Source organism: Pseudarthrobacter lactosi (assembly GCF_055412785.1).
Genome location: NZ_JBVAYS010000001.1, coordinates 1,844,187 through 1,860,189 on the forward strand (window position 1 = coordinate 1,844,187; position 16,003 = coordinate 1,860,189).

General features: G+C 65.0%; 16 protein-coding genes. 6 read left to right on the top strand and 10 right to left on the bottom strand.

Annotated elements, in window-relative coordinates; all coding sequences use genetic code 11:
* Positions 1-62 precede the first annotated feature (62 nt).
* Positions 63-2,306: a S9 family peptidase gene (locus ACZY0Q_RS08535; RefSeq protein ID WP_463915842.1), complete on the top strand. Its 2,244-nt coding sequence runs from the start codon at positions 63-65 to the stop codon at positions 2,304-2,306.
* Here the strand turns inward: ACZY0Q_RS08535 and ACZY0Q_RS08540 are convergent, their stop codons facing one another.
* Complete coding sequence (locus ACZY0Q_RS08540) at positions 2,307-2,762, bottom strand: SRPBCC family protein (RefSeq protein ID WP_463915843.1); 456 nt, start codon at positions 2,760-2,762, stop codon at positions 2,307-2,309.
* 175 nt (positions 2,763-2,937) lie between these two features.
* Between ACZY0Q_RS08540 and ACZY0Q_RS08545 the strand changes: the two genes are divergently transcribed.
* Complete coding sequence (locus ACZY0Q_RS08545) at positions 2,938-3,144, top strand: hypervirulence associated TUDOR domain-containing protein (protein ID WP_463915844.1); 207 nt, start codon at positions 2,938-2,940, stop codon at positions 3,142-3,144.
* Positions 3,145-3,147: 3 nt separating this feature from the next.
* Complete coding sequence (locus ACZY0Q_RS08550; RefSeq protein WP_463915845.1) at positions 3,148-4,350, top strand: NAD(P)/FAD-dependent oxidoreductase; 1,203 nt, start codon at positions 3,148-3,150, stop codon at positions 4,348-4,350.
* Between the two features lie 22 nt (positions 4,351-4,372).
* On the opposite strand, the gene ACZY0Q_RS08555 is transcribed toward ACZY0Q_RS08550, so the two are convergent.
* Genes ACZY0Q_RS08555 through ACZY0Q_RS08575 form a run of 5 tightly spaced genes read right to left on the bottom strand, consistent with a single transcriptional unit; the run spans position 4,373 to position 8,790 of the window.
* Positions 4,373-4,762, bottom strand: coding sequence for a Rid family detoxifying hydrolase (locus ACZY0Q_RS08555; protein WP_463915846.1), 390 nt, complete (start codon positions 4,760-4,762; stop codon positions 4,373-4,375).
* 49 nt (positions 4,763-4,811) lie between these two features.
* On the bottom strand, positions 4,812-5,576 hold the full coding sequence (locus ACZY0Q_RS08560; RefSeq protein WP_463916291.1) for an amino acid ABC transporter ATP-binding protein: 765 nt from the start codon (positions 5,574-5,576) through the stop codon (positions 4,812-4,814).
* Positions 5,576-6,532 carry an amino acid ABC transporter permease gene (locus ACZY0Q_RS08565; protein ID WP_463915847.1) on the bottom strand — a complete coding sequence of 319 codons (957 nt, stop codon included), beginning with the start codon at positions 6,530-6,532 and terminating at the stop codon, positions 5,576-5,578. The genes ACZY0Q_RS08560 and ACZY0Q_RS08565 overlap by 1 nt, the downstream gene beginning before the upstream one ends.
* Before the next feature lie 12 nt (positions 6,533-6,544).
* On the bottom strand, positions 6,545-7,483 hold the full coding sequence (locus ACZY0Q_RS08570; RefSeq protein WP_463915848.1) for an ABC transporter substrate-binding protein: 939 nt from the start codon (positions 7,481-7,483) through the stop codon (positions 6,545-6,547).
* Positions 7,484-7,497: 14 nt separating this feature from the next.
* Complete coding sequence (locus ACZY0Q_RS08575; protein WP_463915849.1) at positions 7,498-8,790, bottom strand: alpha-hydroxy acid oxidase; 1,293 nt, start codon at positions 8,788-8,790, stop codon at positions 7,498-7,500.
* A 128-nt stretch (positions 8,791-8,918) separates the two neighbouring features.
* Between ACZY0Q_RS08575 and ACZY0Q_RS08580 the strand changes: the two genes are divergently transcribed.
* Complete coding sequence (locus tag ACZY0Q_RS08580; protein WP_463915850.1) at positions 8,919-10,580, top strand: PucR family transcriptional regulator; 1,662 nt, start codon at positions 8,919-8,921, stop codon at positions 10,578-10,580.
* Between the two features lie 121 nt (positions 10,581-10,701).
* Here ACZY0Q_RS08580 and ACZY0Q_RS08585 read toward each other — a convergent pair whose 3' ends face one another.
* Positions 10,702-11,259 carry a GNAT family N-acetyltransferase gene (locus ACZY0Q_RS08585; protein WP_463915851.1) on the bottom strand — a complete coding sequence of 186 codons (558 nt, stop codon included), beginning with the start codon at positions 11,257-11,259 and terminating at the stop codon, positions 10,702-10,704.
* A gap of 674 nt (positions 11,260-11,933) precedes the next feature.
* Between ACZY0Q_RS08585 and ACZY0Q_RS08590 the strand changes: the two genes are divergently transcribed.
* Both ACZY0Q_RS08590 and ACZY0Q_RS08595 read left to right on the top strand, forming a co-directional pair.
* A complete protein-coding gene (locus tag ACZY0Q_RS08590) occupies positions 11,934-12,806 on the top strand; it encodes an NAD-dependent epimerase/dehydratase family protein (RefSeq protein WP_463915852.1) in 873 nt (290 codons plus the stop codon).
* A 15-nt stretch (positions 12,807-12,821) separates the two neighbouring features.
* Positions 12,822-13,853, top strand: coding sequence for an aldo/keto reductase (locus ACZY0Q_RS08595; RefSeq protein ID WP_463915853.1), 1,032 nt, complete (start codon positions 12,822-12,824; stop codon positions 13,851-13,853).
* 81 nt (positions 13,854-13,934) lie between these two features.
* On the opposite strand, the gene ACZY0Q_RS08600 is transcribed toward ACZY0Q_RS08595, so the two are convergent.
* From ACZY0Q_RS08600 to ACZY0Q_RS08610, 3 genes are all read right to left on the bottom strand, one after another.
* Positions 13,935-15,101: an acetate kinase gene (locus ACZY0Q_RS08600; protein WP_463915855.1), complete on the bottom strand. Its 1,167-nt coding sequence runs from the start codon at positions 15,099-15,101 to the stop codon at positions 13,935-13,937.
* 99 nt (positions 15,102-15,200) lie between these two features.
* Positions 15,201-15,506 carry a winged helix-turn-helix domain-containing protein gene (locus ACZY0Q_RS08605; RefSeq protein ID WP_463915857.1) on the bottom strand — a complete coding sequence of 102 codons (306 nt, stop codon included), beginning with the start codon at positions 15,504-15,506 and terminating at the stop codon, positions 15,201-15,203.
* Entirely contained in the window at positions 15,503-15,946 is a 444-nt protein-coding gene (locus ACZY0Q_RS08610; protein WP_463915858.1) for a hypothetical protein, read from the bottom strand. The genes ACZY0Q_RS08605 and ACZY0Q_RS08610 overlap by 4 nt, the downstream gene beginning before the upstream one ends.
* Positions 15,947-16,003 lie beyond the last annotated feature (57 nt).

Here is a 16,003-nt window from a genome sequence, read left to right on the forward strand (position 1 = left end):
AGGGGGCTACCCCGGTAGCGAACGGCGGCCTTTTTGTCCGCCCGGGTCTATATATTGAAGGCATGACCCAGACTCCGCTGCAGGATTCCGCCAACCCTTCCGCCACCGCCGCCTCCCCCGCGCCCCCCGTGGCCAAGAAGGTCCCGCGCGAGCGGACGCACCACGGCGACACCTTCGTGGACAACTACGAGTGGCTGCGCGAAAAGGAATCCGCCGAGGTGGTTGAGCATCTGAAGGCCGAGAACGCCTACCAGGAAACCGTAACCGCCCACCAGGAACCTCTGCGCGAGGCCATTTTCCAGGAAATCAAGGGCCGCACGCAGGAGACAGACCTGTCTGTCCCAAACCGCAAGGACGGCTGGTGGTACTTCAGCCGCTCGGTGGAGGGCAAGGAATACGGCATCCAGTGCCGCGTCCGGGCCCAGGACTCCGGCAACCCCGTGGCCGACTGGACTCCCCCCGCGGTGGAGGCCGGCGTCGAAATTCCCGGCGAGGAAATTCTGCTGGACGGCAACATCGAAGCCGAAGGCAAGCCGTTCTTCTCTGTGGGCGGCTCGGCCGTCACGGTGGACGGGAACCTTTACGCCTACGCCGTGGACAACGCCGGCGACGAACGTTTCACCCTCCACGTCAAGGACCTCCGCACCGGCGAACTCCTGCCGGACGTCATCGAGAACATCTTCTACGGCGTCAGCTTCTCCCCCGACGGCACCCGCATTTTCTACACCGTGGTGGACGATTCGTGGCGCCCATACCAGGTCAAGGCCCACGTGCTGGGCACCCCCGTCACCGACGATGAGGTGATTTACCAGGAGGACGACGTCGCCATGTGGCTGGGCTTTGAGCTCTCCTCTGACAGGCGTCACCTCGTGCTGGGCATCGGCTGCTCCGAGTTCAGCGAAACCCGCCTGCTGCGTTTCGATGACCCGACAGCGGCCCTCACCACCGTGATTTCGCGGGACGAGCGCGTCCTCTATGAGGCCGAACCGTTCCTGCTCACCGGCCCCGGCGGCGAAAAGTCGGATCGCATCATCATCACGCACAACCGCAACGCCGTGAACTCCATGGTCTCCCTGATCGACCCCGCCGAGCTCACCAAGCCGCTGGCCGAGCAGCACTGGAGCACCGTCGTCGAGCATTCCGACGACGTCCGCGTCAACGGTGCCGGCGTTACCTCCACGCACCTGATTGTGTCCATCCGCAAGGACACCATCGAGCGCGTCCAGGTGATGGGGCTGGCTGGCCTCGGCACGCCCACGCAGGAAGCGCCGGTGGAACCCGCATTCGACGAGGAGCTGTACACGGCCGGCGTCGGGGGTTCGGACTACGAGGCTCCGGTCATTCGGCTGGGCTACACCTCCTATTTCACGCCGTCGCGGGTGTACGACTTTGTGCTGCCCACCACCGCTTTGCCGGTTGGTGAACTGCTCCTTCGCAAGGAAAGCCCGGTGCTCGGCGGCTACTCCGGCAGCGACTACGTGGCCACCCGCGAATGGGCCGACGCCGCGGACGGGACGCGGATCCCCCTGTCGGTGCTGCGGCACCAGAGCGTCAAACAGGATTCGACGGCGGCGGGCCTGGTCTACGGGTACGGCTCCTACGAGCTGAGCATGGATCCCGGTTTCGGCATCGCGCGGCTGTCGCTGCTGGACCGCGGCGTGGTGTTTGTGATCGCGCACATCCGTGGCGGCGGCGAGCTGGGCCGGCACTGGTATGAGGACGGCAAGAAGCTCACCAAGAAGAACACTTTCACCGACTTTGTGGACGCCACCGACTGGCTGGCCAAGTCCGGCTGGGTGGATCCGTCCCGGATTGCGGCGATGGGCGGCTCGGCGGGCGGGCTGCTGATGGGCGCCGTGGCGAACCTGGCACCGGAAAAGTACGCCGCCGTTGTGGCTCAGGTTCCGTTTGTGGATGCGCTCACCACCATCCTGGATCCGGAGCTTCCGCTGTCCGCGCTGGAATGGGAGGAGTGGGGCAACCCCATCACCGACCCTGACGTGTACGCCTACATGAAATCCTATTCACCGTATGAGAATGTGCGTGCGGTTGCGTACCCCAAGGTTGCCGCCGTGACGTCCTTCAACGACACCCGCGTGCTGTACGTGGAGCCAGCCAAATGGGTCCAGGAGCTGCGGAACAAAACCACCGGCACGGAGCCCGTGGTGATGAAGATCGAAATGGACGGCGGCCACGGCGGCGCGTCCGGGCGTTACGTCCAGTGGCACGAGCGCGCATGGGACTACGCGTTCATCGCCGATTCCCTCGGCGCCAAGGACCTGCTTCCGGGAGCCGGCCTGAAGTAGTTAGACGCCGTCCGGGTGTTCGGCCAGAAGGTCGGCGAGGGTCTCCAGGTTGGCACGGACCGTACGAGTGTGGGCCTTCTGCACGAACGGGTCCGCCAGCTTGCCGAACACCCCGCCGAGGCCGGAGGCCGCATCGATACGGTACATCAGCCGCGTCCCCTCGCCCTGGGGTTCCAAGGTGTAGGAAATGGTGAAGTCCAGCTTCCCTTCAACGCTTCGGATCACTGTTTTCGTCGGCGGATCGAAGTGCGTGTTCTCGGTGACCCAGTCGAACCGTCGGCCCATGATCTTGCTGGTGCCTTTGAACCGCGTGCCGACTTCAACAGGGCCTTCGCCAATCTGTTCTGCCTGGACAACTGACGAATCCCACACCGGAATGTTCGAGGTCTTGGTGAGAAAATCGAAGACCTCCTGCCCCGGGCGGGCGATGTAAACACTTTCCTCGATGACGGCCATGGAGTGCTCCTTGGGTACGCCTGGTGACGGCGCGGCTTGGCCGGCAGTCAGGCTCAAGCGCCAGTGTGCTCGGACCCGCCCAAGGAGTCAACGCCGCAGCACTCCGTGACCCGCGATACTCACCATGCTTACTATTGGTTGCAGCTTGTTTCCCAGCCCGGCTAAAGGAGCAGACATGTCGCTACGCAAGGGAACGTCCGTGGAATGGAACACGCCCCAGGGACCCACCCACGGCAAGATCGTGGAGAAGAAGACCAGCGACTTTGAGCTGGACGGGAACACCCACCGGGCGACGGTGGAAGAACCACAATACGTCGTGGAGTCCGCCAATACGGGCGCCCGCGCAGCCCACAAAGCCTCCGCTCTGGCTGACCAGGGCTAGGCCATGCCTGACACGACGCATCACGAGGTTCTTATCATCGGCGGTGGCAACGCCGGGATTTCCCTGGCGGCACGACTGCACCGATACGGCGTTGCGGATGTCGCCGTCGTCGAACCCAAGGACCACCACCTGTACCAGCCGCTGTTCTCGCACATCGCCGGCGGCAAGGCGAAGGCGGCGGAGGCAATCCGTTCGCAGGCGTCCATCACCCCGAAAGGCGTGGAATGGATCCGGGACGGAGCCGCAGCCATCAACCCCGCGGCCAACACCGTCACCCTGGCCTCGGGCACAGAGGTGAAGTACAACCACCTGGTGGTGTGTCCGGGGCTGCAGCTGGACTGGGACAAAATTCCGGGTCTTGAGGCGGCCGTCCATTCGCCCTTCGGCGCCTCACACTACGAGTTCGAACTCGCCCCCAAAGCCTGGACGCTGCTCAGCAGCCTGAAGTCCGGCACCGCTGTGTTCACCATGCCGTCCGGACCGGCCAAATGCGCCGGCGCCGCCCAGAAACCCATGTACCTGGCGTGCGCATACTGGAAGGAACACGGAGTCCTCGATGACATCCGCGTGGTCATGGTCCAGCCGTACCCCACCGTCTTCGGAGTTCCCGGCGTGGACGACGAACTCAACCGGAAGATCGCCGAATACGGCATAGAACTGCGGCTCAACAGCGAACTGTTAGCCGTGGATCCTGCCGGACCGACCGTAGTGATCCGCGACAACGCCGAAGGGACCACCGAGGAACTCCGCTACGACGTCCTCAATGCGGTTCCGCCGCAGTCTGCACCGGACTGGCTCAAGGCCACGGACCTGCCGGCCGCCGGCGATGACGGCGGGTTCGTCGAGGTTGATCCGGAGACCCTCCGGCACGTCCGCTACCCCAGCGTCTGGTCCTTGGGCGACGCCGCCGCAACAACAAATTCCAAGTGCGGCGGCGCGCTGCGCAAGCAGACCAAGGTGCTGGCCAAGAATCTGGTGGCCGCCCGGAAAGGCGCGCCGCTGACCGAAAAGTACGACGGCTACGCGGTGTGCCCCTTCACGGTGTCCCGCTCAACCGTGGTGTTCGCCGAGTTCGACGCCGACTACCGGCCTATGCCCACCATCCCCAAGGTCCCCACGTGGAAGGAAAGCCGCGCCTCCTGGGTGGTGGACCGCGACGTTTTCCCGCAGGTCTACTGGAACCTTATCCTCAAAGGCCGGGCGTAACGGACATTCGGCCACACCGGCATTAGGGCCTTTCTGGAATGACTGCGACGGCGTCGATCTCGACCAGGAAATCGCCCAGGAAGGAGCCCACGGTTGTCCGTGCCGGGTAGGGGGCCTGGACGAATTTTTCGTACGTGGCGTTGAAGCCGGCGAAGTCCCGGCCGGGGTGGTGGAGGTGGACCGTGGTTTTGACGACGTGGGAGAAGTCCAGGCCGTGCGCTCCCAGGACGGCCGCCAGGTTCTGCATCGCCTGGACGGTCTGCTCCTCGATGGTGGCGCCGACGGTTTCGTCGGTGACGGGGTGGTGTGGTGTCTGGCCCGCGGTGAAGAGGAACCCGTTGGCGCCGATGGCCTGTGAATAGGGTCCGGCCGGGGTGGGCGCGAGGTCTGTGGTTACCTGCTGTCGAAGCATGGTGTTGATTCCTTTCGGGTGGCCAGTGTTGCCGGCCTGGGTTTGTGGGTTAGAGGACCTTGGAAAGAAAGGCCTGCGTGCGTTCGTGCTGCGGCGAGCCGAGGACCTGCTCGGGAGCGCCGCTTTCGACCACGACTCCCTGGTCCATGAAGACCACCTGGTCGCTGACCTGGCGGGCGAAGCCGAGTTCGTGGGTGACCACCACCATGGTCATCCCGGCCTCGGCCAGGGACTTCATGACATCGAGGACTTCACCGACGAGCTCAGGATCGAGCGCTGATGTGGGCTCGTCGAACAGCATGAGCTTGGGTTTCATCGCCAGCGCCCGGGCGATGGCGATCCGCTGTTGCTGGCCGCCGGAGAGTTCCTGGGGGTAAGACTGTCCGCGGTTGCCGAGCCCCACGCGGTCCAGCAGCGTCTGCGCTTCGGCGGTCACCTCGTTCCGGGGCCGGCCGAGCACGTGGACGGGTGCCTCCACGATGTTCTCCAGCACAGTCATGTGCGGGAAGAGGTTGAACCGCTGGAAGACCATGCCCGCGTTCAGCCGTGAGCGCGCAGTCTGGCGTTCCTTCATTTCGTAGAGCCGTCCGTTACGCTCGGTGTAGCCGACCAGATGCTCGTCGACGTACAGCCGTCCGGCGTCGACCTTTTCGAGGTGGTTGATGCACCGGAGGAAGGTGGTCTTCCCGGAACCGGACGGTCCGATCAGACAGGTCACCGAACCGCGTTCGACCCTCAGGTCCACGCCCTTGAGGATTTCGGTTGCGCCGAAGCTCTTGCGGACTCCCCGGGCTTCCACCATGGCGGTGTTCATCATGCTGTCCTTGTCTTTGGCTGGGATTTCGGCTGGGTACTTGGCTGAGCTTTGGGCTGACGGGGTCTGCGCGGTGCGGCGTCGAAGCCGCGACCATACCGCCGTTCGAGTTTGGTCTGGAAGAAGCTCAGGATGGTGGTCATGAGCAGGTACCAGAGGCTGGCCACGATGAGCAGCGGGATGGTCTGGTAATTGGTGGCGTAGATGATCTGCGCCGAATACAGCAGGTCCGAGATTGCCAGGACGCTGACCAGGGAGGTGCCCTTGAGCATGGAGATGACCTGGTTGCCCGTGGGCGGGAGGACAACGCGCATCGCCTGGGGCAGGATGACCCGGCGCATGAGTTTTCCGCCGTCCATCCCCAGAGCCCGGGCCGCATCGTACTGGCCCTTGTCCACGGATCCGATGCCGCCGCGGATGATCTCGGCCATGTAGGCGGCCTCATTCAGCGCCAGCCCCAGCAATGCGGCGGTCAGCGGGGAGATGAGGGCGTTCGCCGATCCGAGGACCACCGACGGACCGCCGAAGGGAAGGCCGAGGGCAATCACCGGGTACAGGGCCGCTATGTTGTACCAAAAGATCAGCTGGACGAGCAGAGGTGTGCCACGGAAGAACCAGATGTAGCCCCTGCTGATGGTGCTGAGAATCGGGTTCGCCGAAAGCCGCATGACGGCCAAGACCGTGCCCAGGACGATGCCGGCCGTCATGGACACCACGGTGAGCAGGACGGTCAGCCCTGCGCCCGCGATGATCTGCGGGGCGAAGAGATACGAAACGACGACGTCCCAGTGGTACCGCTGGTTCACCGCCACATCCCACGCGGCGCTGATGGCAACGAGGATCAGGACGACGGCGGTGGCTAACCGGACAGGGTGCCGGAGCGGCACCACCGGGATCGAGTCAGCCGGTGCCGGCGACGGTTCTGCCTTGGTATCAGGGATTGAGTGTTGCAGCATGGTGGTCACGTCCTATTGGGCGAAATTGACGCGGGCGTCGGTGATTGCGCTGGATTCAAGGCCGTACTTCCCGAGCACCTTGAGGTAGGAGTCGCTCGTGATCACGGCATCGAGGGCCGCGGAGACGGCCTTGACCAAGCCGGCGTCCTTGGGGATGCCAACCCCGACCGGCGTGAAGTCGTACTTCGAGGCGATCTCGATCGCCGGGTTCTGCGTGGCAGCGAAGTCCAGAATGGGGGAATCCGCCAGTACGGCGTCCAGCCGTCCGCTGGTCAGCGCGGAGATTGCCTGCCGTGTGTCCTGGAACTCGCTTCGCTGTACGGTGCCGCTGCCGGCCGCGGTGCAGTCTTCATCGACGGCGGGGACGTTCACCGCGAGCTGGTAGGAACCGGTCAGGAGGCCCACTTTTTTGCCGCACAGGGACCCTTCACTGCTGACCCCCAGCGGGTTGCCGCTGGGTACAGCGATGGAGTTGCCCATCTGCATGTAGTCCACAAAATCCAGGACCTCCATCCGCTTCGTCGTGGGGGTCATCGAGGAGACTGTCATGTCATACCGGCCCGCGGCAATCCCGGGGATGATGGAATCGAAATTGGCCACCTGGATCTCCACCTTCACGCCCAGGACCTCGCCGATAAGGCGGGCGACGTCGGGGTTGGTGCCCGTCATGTCCTGGGTGCCTTCCCGGTAGAACTGCGTGGGCGGCTCGTTGGTGGGGATCGCCACGCGCAGGACCTTCGTTGACTTGATCGAGTCCGGGAGCAACTGCGCGGCTGCCTCGTTGACTGCAAGGGCCGGGACACCGGTGCCCAGCCCGCCGTCGGACGTTGAAGCAGCGGGCGCCGTCGGCCCGCAGGCCGTGACGGACAGCATCAGCGCTGCCGTCGCGACGGCGGCACGTCCGACGGCGGCCCGCCCGACGCGCCGGGTGCGCTTGGTTCGCGGGGTCAAAGGAGAAGTTTTCATCAGGGGGTGCTCATTTCTGCCAGGCCCTTGTGGGCGTCCGGGGCCGGTGAAGTGCGGGTCAGGGGTGCATTGCGGTGCCGGATCAGGTCCCGGCCTTCCAGGCGAAGTTCCTGGATGTTGGACACTCCGAGGAGCATCATGGTGCGCGTCATTTCGGCCTGGAACATTTTCAGGACATGGGCAACACCGGCCTGGCTGGCGGCCGCCAGGCCATACAGGTACGGGCGTCCGATGGAGCAGGCGTCGGCGCCGAGGGCGATGGCCTTGACCACGTCGGAGCCCCGGCGGATGCCGCCGTCGACGATGATTTCAAGCCGCCCGTCCACCCTGTCCACGATGTCGGGGAGCAGGTCCAGGGGCGATGCCATGTGGTCCAGCTGCCGGCCGCCGTGGTTGCTGACCTGGATGGCGTCGATGCCGATCTCGGCCGCCGTCACGGCGTCGTTGGGGTTGACGAGTCCCTTGAGGACGATGGGGCCGTTCCAGCGCGCCCGCAGATCCCGGATGTCATCCCAGTCAGTAGGTTCGTACGAGCCGGCCAGCAGCGTCCGCCACATGTCAGGCGTGCTGGACAGGGGACCGTCGGGAATCTCGGCGTCCAGGTTCGGGAAGGCGATCGCGTCATTGGCCAGGAACCCCAGCGCCCACCGTGGGTGCAGGGCGCCCTCCACCACGGTCTTCAACTTGATTGACGGTGGGGCGGTGAACCCGTTGCGGTAATCACGTTCGCGGTGTCCGATGGCCCGGCAGTCGACGTTGACCAGGAGGGCTTCGTAGCCTGCCGCCGCGGCCCGGTCCAGGAGTGCTTGAAGTTCCGCCTTGTCCGACATGGGCTCGATGTTGAACCAGCGCCGGAGGCCGGGGGCCGCGGCACTCACCCGTTCCATCGGCGTCGTACTCAGATGCGCGAGCCCGTAGGGGATGCCGGCCTCCAGAGCGGCACGGGCAACTGCGCTCTCGCCATCCGGGTGGAACAGCCTGGTGCCGCCAGTGGGGGCGAGCGTCAGGGGCATGGAAACCGGGCCGCCCAGGAGAGTTGAGCTGAGGTCCAGGTTCTCCACCGAGCCCCACTTCGGCAGGAAGGACCAGTCGTCAAAGGATGACCGGTTGCGGCGCAGGGAGACCTCGTCTTCCCCGCCGCCCTCGATGTAATCAAAAATGCTGCCGGGCAGGCGCTTCGCGGCCAGTTTCCTCATGTCCTCGACGCTGTAGCAACGCCGGGACAGTCGCTCCGACACGGTCCGGGCCGGCTTTTGAACCGTGGCCAGCGCCGTGATGTCTCTCAATTTCATTGATGGTCCTCTGGGTGTTTTGAAGGACTTCCTTGTCCCTTCCTTCCCCAATGGTGACGCAGATCTCCCTGCGTCTATATGTGAATTCCGCTAAAAATTATGGATCTGGCTTGTGATAACGTCCGGGTATGAAAATTGAGGAAACGGGCCTGACAGAGGGTGATCTTCACGGGTCCGTTGTACGCCTGTCGGATTGCATCCAGCTGATGCAGGCCGATTTGGTGCACGCCAACCCCACGCCGGAAAACCTTGATCATGCCGTCTCGGACGTCCTTATGTACGACCCCCTGGACGAATGGACCAACGTGGATGACCGGATCATCCTGGCCGTTGGCCTGACCGGCGGATCCGTGGACTTCGACCAGCTGCTGCACCGGGCCTCCAACAGCAACGCCGCTGCAGTGATCGTCAAAGCCCACGGGACGCCGATGGAACGGCTTCGGTCCGCCGCCGTCCTGCACAGCCTGGCCGTGTTGGTTGCACCCGACAACGTGGACTGGACACGTCTGGTGGCACTGGCCAGGGCATCCGTCATGGGGGCGGCCGCGGATTCTGTCTCCGGCGTCCGGCTCGGAGACCTCTATGCGTTCGCCAACGCTGCGGCTTCGATCGCCAGCGGCGCCGCCAGCATCGTTGATCCGCTCGGACGGGTGCTCGGATACTCAACGCTGCCTGGCCAGCCCGTGGACGAACTGCGCCGCGTCACAACCCTCTCGCTCCAGGAAATCCAGCCGCCGGCTTTCGACAGCGACTTCAAGACCGTCTACGGCTCAGCGGGTGCGGTGCTGATCCCCGGGCGGGATGAGGAGATGGACAGGCTCGCCCTCGCCGTGAGAGCCGGCGGGGAACTGCTTGGCTCGATCTGGATCATCGACCCGGGCGGTGACAAGCGGGAAACTGCGCTGAACGCACTCGACAGGATGGCACCCCTGGCCGGCCTGCACATGCTTCATGCCCGCTCGGCGTCGGACTTCGGGGAACGCCGGAACGGGGACCTGATCCGGACACTGATGGACGACCCCGAGCATGCCTCGTTTGCCGCCGCCCAGCTCGGACTCGATGCGGCCGATGGGCTCGCCGTCGCGGCATTCTCGATCGTCCGCCCCGAAACCGGGAGCCTGGAATCGGTGCGGGAGATCCAGCGGCTGCTGCATCTTGTCACAACCGTCTGCAACATCCAGTTCAACACCAGCCACAGTGCCCTCATCGACTCGGTGGTCTATGCCCTGCTGCCCTGCGAAGGAACAGCACCCAGGGCGGCGCATCGGCGGGTGGTCCAGGAAATCGGAGCCTACGCCCGCACCATCAGCTCTTATCCGCTCATCGCCGCGGTGGGCGGCATCGCACCCAGGGTGGAGGACCTGCCGGCCTCTCGGTCCGAAGCGCTCCAAACGCTGCAATACCTGCTCCGCCAACAAGGGGAAATGCCTCGTTCAAGCGGGACGCAGTCCCCCACTGCCGGGTTGTTCGAGGACTACCGGGTCCCGCTGAATCTCCTGAAGATCGGGGCGTTCATCGCTGAAACCGGCCTGTCCGGCGCCGACGACATCACCAGGATCCAGGCCCACGACGCCGAACAGCAAACCGACTACCTGGACACCTTGCGGGCATACCTGGCATCGAACGGAAACATCACCGCGATGGCCGAGCGCCTCCACGTGCACAACAACACCGTCCGCTACCGGGTTTCACGCCTGGCCAAGGACTTCAGCCTCGACCTGGACGACCCCCAAAAGCGGCTCTGGCTCTGGCTGCGCCTCACCACCATGGATCTCGCACCTCGGCCATGACCCCACGTACTCCATCGACTGCTCCGTAACCGCCGCGCTCAAATGGGCCGTGGGCCCACGCCGGCAGGGTTCCCTGGCCGAGCTTGCGAGGCTAGGGTGCCGGCGGGGAGCAATCGCTCGGTTATTTGTGCCGGGCGCGCCATTCGTCTTCGAGGATCGCGTAGACCAGCTCGGTGGCCCACTGGCCCTTATAGTGCCACTTGTCCAGCAGCCGGGCTTCCAACCGCATGCCCAGCCGTTCGCATAGCGCGGCGGAGGCCGTGTTCAGGGCGTCGAGCTTTGCCTCGATCCGGTGCATCCCCAGTTCCTCGAACCCCAGCTTCAGCACCGCATCCGCGGCCTCGGCCCCGTAGCCCTTGCCCCGCGCGGCCGGTGCCAGGGTCCAGCCGACTTCGCCCTGCCCGCACCCCGGAAGCCACTTCAGCACCACTTCGCCCACCAGCCCCGGTGATCCGTTCGGCTCGATGGCCAGGCTTACCCAGTCGCCCTCCTTCTCGAAGACGAAGTTGGCGTACTTGCCCACGGACTCCATGGCCTTGGTGTAGCTCTTGGCCTCCCCCGGTAGGAACCGTGCGGTGTCGGGCAGCGAATGGTAGGCATAAAAAGCGTCCAGGTCCGCACCTTCGAACCGGCGCAGGATCAGCCGCTCGGTGCGGATGGGCAAAGAGATCTCAGGCATGGACTGAGGCTACCCGCACCCCATCGGTTGCTCCGTAACCGCCGTTTTGGGCGCCCAAGAGGGCGGTTACGGAGCAATCGATGAATAGACGACGGCGACTGTCACTCTGGCGGGCATTCTGCACTACCGCGTAATAGCAGCCCCTCCCTCCCGCCTGATAATCCAGGCCGCCCGCGTACTGAACGAATTCAGGTCCGACTTCCGAGGCAGGGCGAGTCCCGTTCTTCTATAACGAAGGTAGGTCTGGCAGTCCTAGGAAAAGCAGGGCTGGGCAAACGTGCTGACATGTATCCACAAAGTGCGTAGCGTCGTGCCCATACCCCTCACGAAAGCGGTTCCCGGGCTGGGATCGTTCGGCTAGATGACAGGAAGAGGACCATGGATTACTCGCTGCTTGGTTACACCATCCTGAGTGACGTGAATCACGAGAGCCGCAGTGCGTTGCCCGGCGCGCCGGTTGTGCTGGGGCGGCCCGCCGGACGCACAAGCGCGCGGTTGTCTGCCCTGAAGGGTTGGATCGCTAACTCCCTACACCAGGCCGCATGGGCCATCGAACCTCAGCCGACCACCCTGACCGGGAGTCGAGCGGGGTTGTCCCGTTGTGCTGGGACTTAGCGCGCTGGCGGCGGGCCAGATCGGTCCCGCCGAGTAACACCATCTGAAGGAGTATCCCCATGAGAGTTGCAGTAACCGGCGGCAGCGGAAAACTGGGACGGCACGTGGTCCGCAGGCTGACCGACGACGGCCACCAGGTGCTGAACCTGGACCGGGCCGGGGAAAGGAGCCCCGGGCTGGCCATTGTGGACCTGCGCAACTACGGCCAGGTCCTTGACGTGTTCCTGGGCCTCGATGACCGGCATGACGGCTTCGACGCGATCGTCCATCTCGGAGCCATCCCGGCACCCGGCATCATTCCGGATGCCGCCACGTTCGAGAACAACATGCTCTCCACCTACAACGTCTTTCAGGCGGCGCGGCGGGCCGGGATCAAGAAGGTGGTCTACGCCTCCAGCGAGACGGTGCTGGGATTGCCGTTCGACGTCGACCCGCCCTACATCCCGGTGGATGAGGAATACCCCGCCCGGCCCGAAAGCACCTACTCACTCGTGAAGCACCTCGAGGAGCAGATGGCCATCGAGCTGACGCGCTGGGATCCGGAATTGAGCATCACGGGCCTGCGGTTCTCCAACGTTATGGACGCTGAGGACTACGAACGGTTCCCGTCGTTCGATTCGGACGCGACGCTGCGCAAGTGGAACCTCTGGGGCTACATCGACGGGCGCGACGGCGCGCAAGCTGTGGCGCGGGCGCTCGAAAACGGCCAGCCCGGATTCGAGGCTTTCATCGTCGCGAACGCGGACACCGTGATGACGCGTTCCAGCGCCAGCCTTGCCGCGGAGGTGTTCCCCAACGTCACCGTGACCAAGGAGCTGGGCGAACACGAAACCATGCTGTCGATCGACAAGGCCCGGCGCCTGCTGGGATTCGAACCTGAACACACCTGGCGGACCTACCACTCCAACAAGACCACCCCCACCGAAAACTGACCCCCGAGGAGCACCATGCAATACCGAACCCTGGGCCACAGCGGCGCCGTGGTTTCCGCCTATGCGCTGGGAACCATGACCTTCGGTGCCGAAGCCACCGAAGACGCCTCCCATGCCATCCTGGACAGCTACCTCGACGCCGGCGGCAACTTCATCGATACCGCGGACGTTTACAGCGCCGGAGCCTCGGAAGAGATCATCGGCCGCTGGCTGGCCCAGCGGCCGGAAGCCAAGGACCGCGTGGTGCTCGCCACCAAGGGTCGCTTTCCGATGGGAACGGCCCCAAACGACGTCGGCACCTCCCGCCGCCGCCTGACCCGCGCGTTGGACAGTTCCCTCCGGCGACTGGGCGTGGAACAGGTCGACCTTTACCAGCTGCACGCGTGGGACCCCATCACACCGCTGGAGGAGACGCTCCGGTTTCTGGACGACGCCGTCAGCAGCGGCAAGATCGCCTACTACGGTTTCTCCAATTTCCTCGGCTGGCAGCTGACCAAGGCGGTCCACGTTGCCCGGGCGAACGGCTGGAACGCTCCGGTGACCCTGCAGCCCCAGTACAGCCTGCTGGTCCGCGAGATCGAACCGGAGATCGTCCCGGCATCCCTGGACGCCGGGATCGGCCTGCTGCCGTGGTCCCCGCTGGGTGGTGGCTGGCTATCGGGCAAGTACAAGAAGGACCGGCCTCCCACCGGTGCCACGCGGCTCGGCGAGAACCCCCAGCGCGGGATGGAAGCGTGGAAGGCACGCAATGACAATCCCCGCACGTGGATCGTCATAGAGGCTGTTGAAGACATTGCGGCGGCCCACGGTGTGAGCGCCTCCCAGGTGGCCCTGGCATGGCTGGCCGACCGGCCGGCGGTAACGTCCGTGATCCTGGGTGCCCGGACCACGGAGCAGCTCGCGGACAACCTTGCCGCGGCAGACCTGCGGCTAACCCCGGACGAAACTGACCAGCTGACGCAGGCCAGCCAGCCTCAAATCGGGGTCTATCCGTACGGTCCGATGGCTCAGGAGCAGCGCAGCCGCAAGATCGAAGGGGGACGGTAGCGCCGGGCGTCCGGCAAGACCACGAAGCGGTTTCACCGTCGAGTGCTCCGTAACCGCCGTTTTGAGCGCCCAGAAGGGCTGCTACGGAGCAACCGATGAATGGACGACGGCGGCAGTCGCCTCTGCGATGGCGCGCTCCTCGTCAGTGGGCACCACCAGAACGGGGATGACGGAGGCAGCCGTGGAAATCACGCGCGGTTCCCTGGACCGCTCACTGTTCAGGCCGGCGTCGAGCTCTATCCCCAGCGCACGCAACCTGTCGGCAACCAGTGCGCGGAACTGGTGCGAGTTTTCGCCGATCCCCGCCGTGAACACGAGGGCTTTGGCACCCCCGACGGCCACGTGGTAGCCGCCGATGTACTTGGCCAGCCGGTAGGACGTGACCGCGAGCGCCATTGAAGCCTTGGCGTCCCCGCCCTCTGACGCCTCCACCACCGAGCGCATGTCATTGTTCCCGGCGAGCCCCTTCAGCCCCGATTCGCGGTTGAGCATGGTGTCGATGTCCTCCGGTGTCCACCCGTTCCGGCCGAGGAAGACCAGGATGGACGGATCGAGGTCGCCCGAGCGGGTGCCCATCACCAGCCCTTCCAGCGGGGTGAAGCCCATGGACGTGTCCACCGAATGGCCGCCCTGGATGGCCGTGACGGAGGCGCCGTTCCCCAGGTGGGCGATCACGGCGTCGAACTCGTCCACGGGCAGATCCAGCAGCGCAGCGGCGCGGTGCGTGACGTACTCGTGCGAGGTGCCATGGAAGCCATAGCGGCGGATGCCGTGGTTCGTGTAGAGCTCGTCCGGGACGGCGTAGCGCCAGGCGTGCTCGGGCAGGGTGCGGTGGAAAGCGGTGTCGAACACGGCCACCTGCGGCAGGTCCGGCCACTTTTTGCTGATGGCGCGGATGCCCAGGACGTTGGCGGGGTTGTGCAGCGGCGCCAGTGGATTGAGGCGCTCGATGGCGCGGGTAATCTCGTTGTCGATCAGCACCGGCTCGGCGAACCGCTCGCCGCCGTGCACCACCCGGTGGCCCACCGCCGCCAACTCAAGATCCCCGAGCTCCGCATGGATCGCGGCATCTACTTGTTCCAGCGCCTCCGCATGGTCCCGGGGGCCCTCAATTTCTCCGTCGCCATCGCCGCCGTTGCCCATGCCGATCTTCTCGATCAGCCCGTCGGTTAGCACAATGCCGGCGGCCACGTCACGGACCTGGTACTTGAGCGAGGACGAACCGGAGTTGATGACGAGCACTAGCATGGGGCCTCCTGAAGCCTTGGTACCGCGGGCCAGCTGACGAGGGGTGGTGCTGGAGCCTGGCGAAGTACTCCACTGGGTCCCACTCTATAAGTTGCAGCCTCAGCCGCCGGCGATGTCCCGCAAGGTCTGCAGGTGCCCGTCCCATGCCTTCCGCCCTGCAGCGGTCACGCTCGCCGAGGTCCGCGGCATCTTCCCCGCGAACCCCTTCTTGATCTTCACGTACCCGGCCTTCTCCAAGACGGTGAGCTGCTTGCTGAGCACGGAATCGCTGACCTGGATGGCGTCCCGCAGGTCCTTGAAGTCCAGCGACTCCGCACCTGCCAGCGCCGCCATGATGGAGAAGCGGACCGGCTGATGGATCAGATCGTCGAGCCGGTGGCGGGGATGTTCCGCCGCGGTGCTCATGCGCGCAGCTCACGGAAGGCGGCGGCCAGGCCAACTCCGGCAAGTACGACGGCGGCGCTCACGTAGAACCAGATGTTTCCGTCGCGGAAGAGGCTGGCTCCTACCCCCAGCGCGACGCCGTATAGCGCAAAGTAGGCGGTGAGGGATGTCAGGAACCGCCTGGTGTACCCGGCTTTGGTGGAGGTCTGGAACATCGGCCAGATGCAGGCCGTTGCCGCCCCCCAGATTCCGACTGCGGTGGCCAGCAGCGGTGCGCCATACCCGGTGTGGGACACGATCTGCATGCCGATCATCAGCATCGATCCCAGGATGGCCAGGCTGGTGAAGACCATCGCAACGGGCCATGCCGCGGCGTTGATGGACGTGGTTCCGATCGATTGCGCCTTCGCCAGGAGCTCCCGCGCCTCGGCAGGAGTGGGACTTGCCGTTGTTTCGTCCATGGTGTTGCCTTTCGCAGCTGCCGAGTAATGCACTCATCATAGGAAAGTACTTTCCAT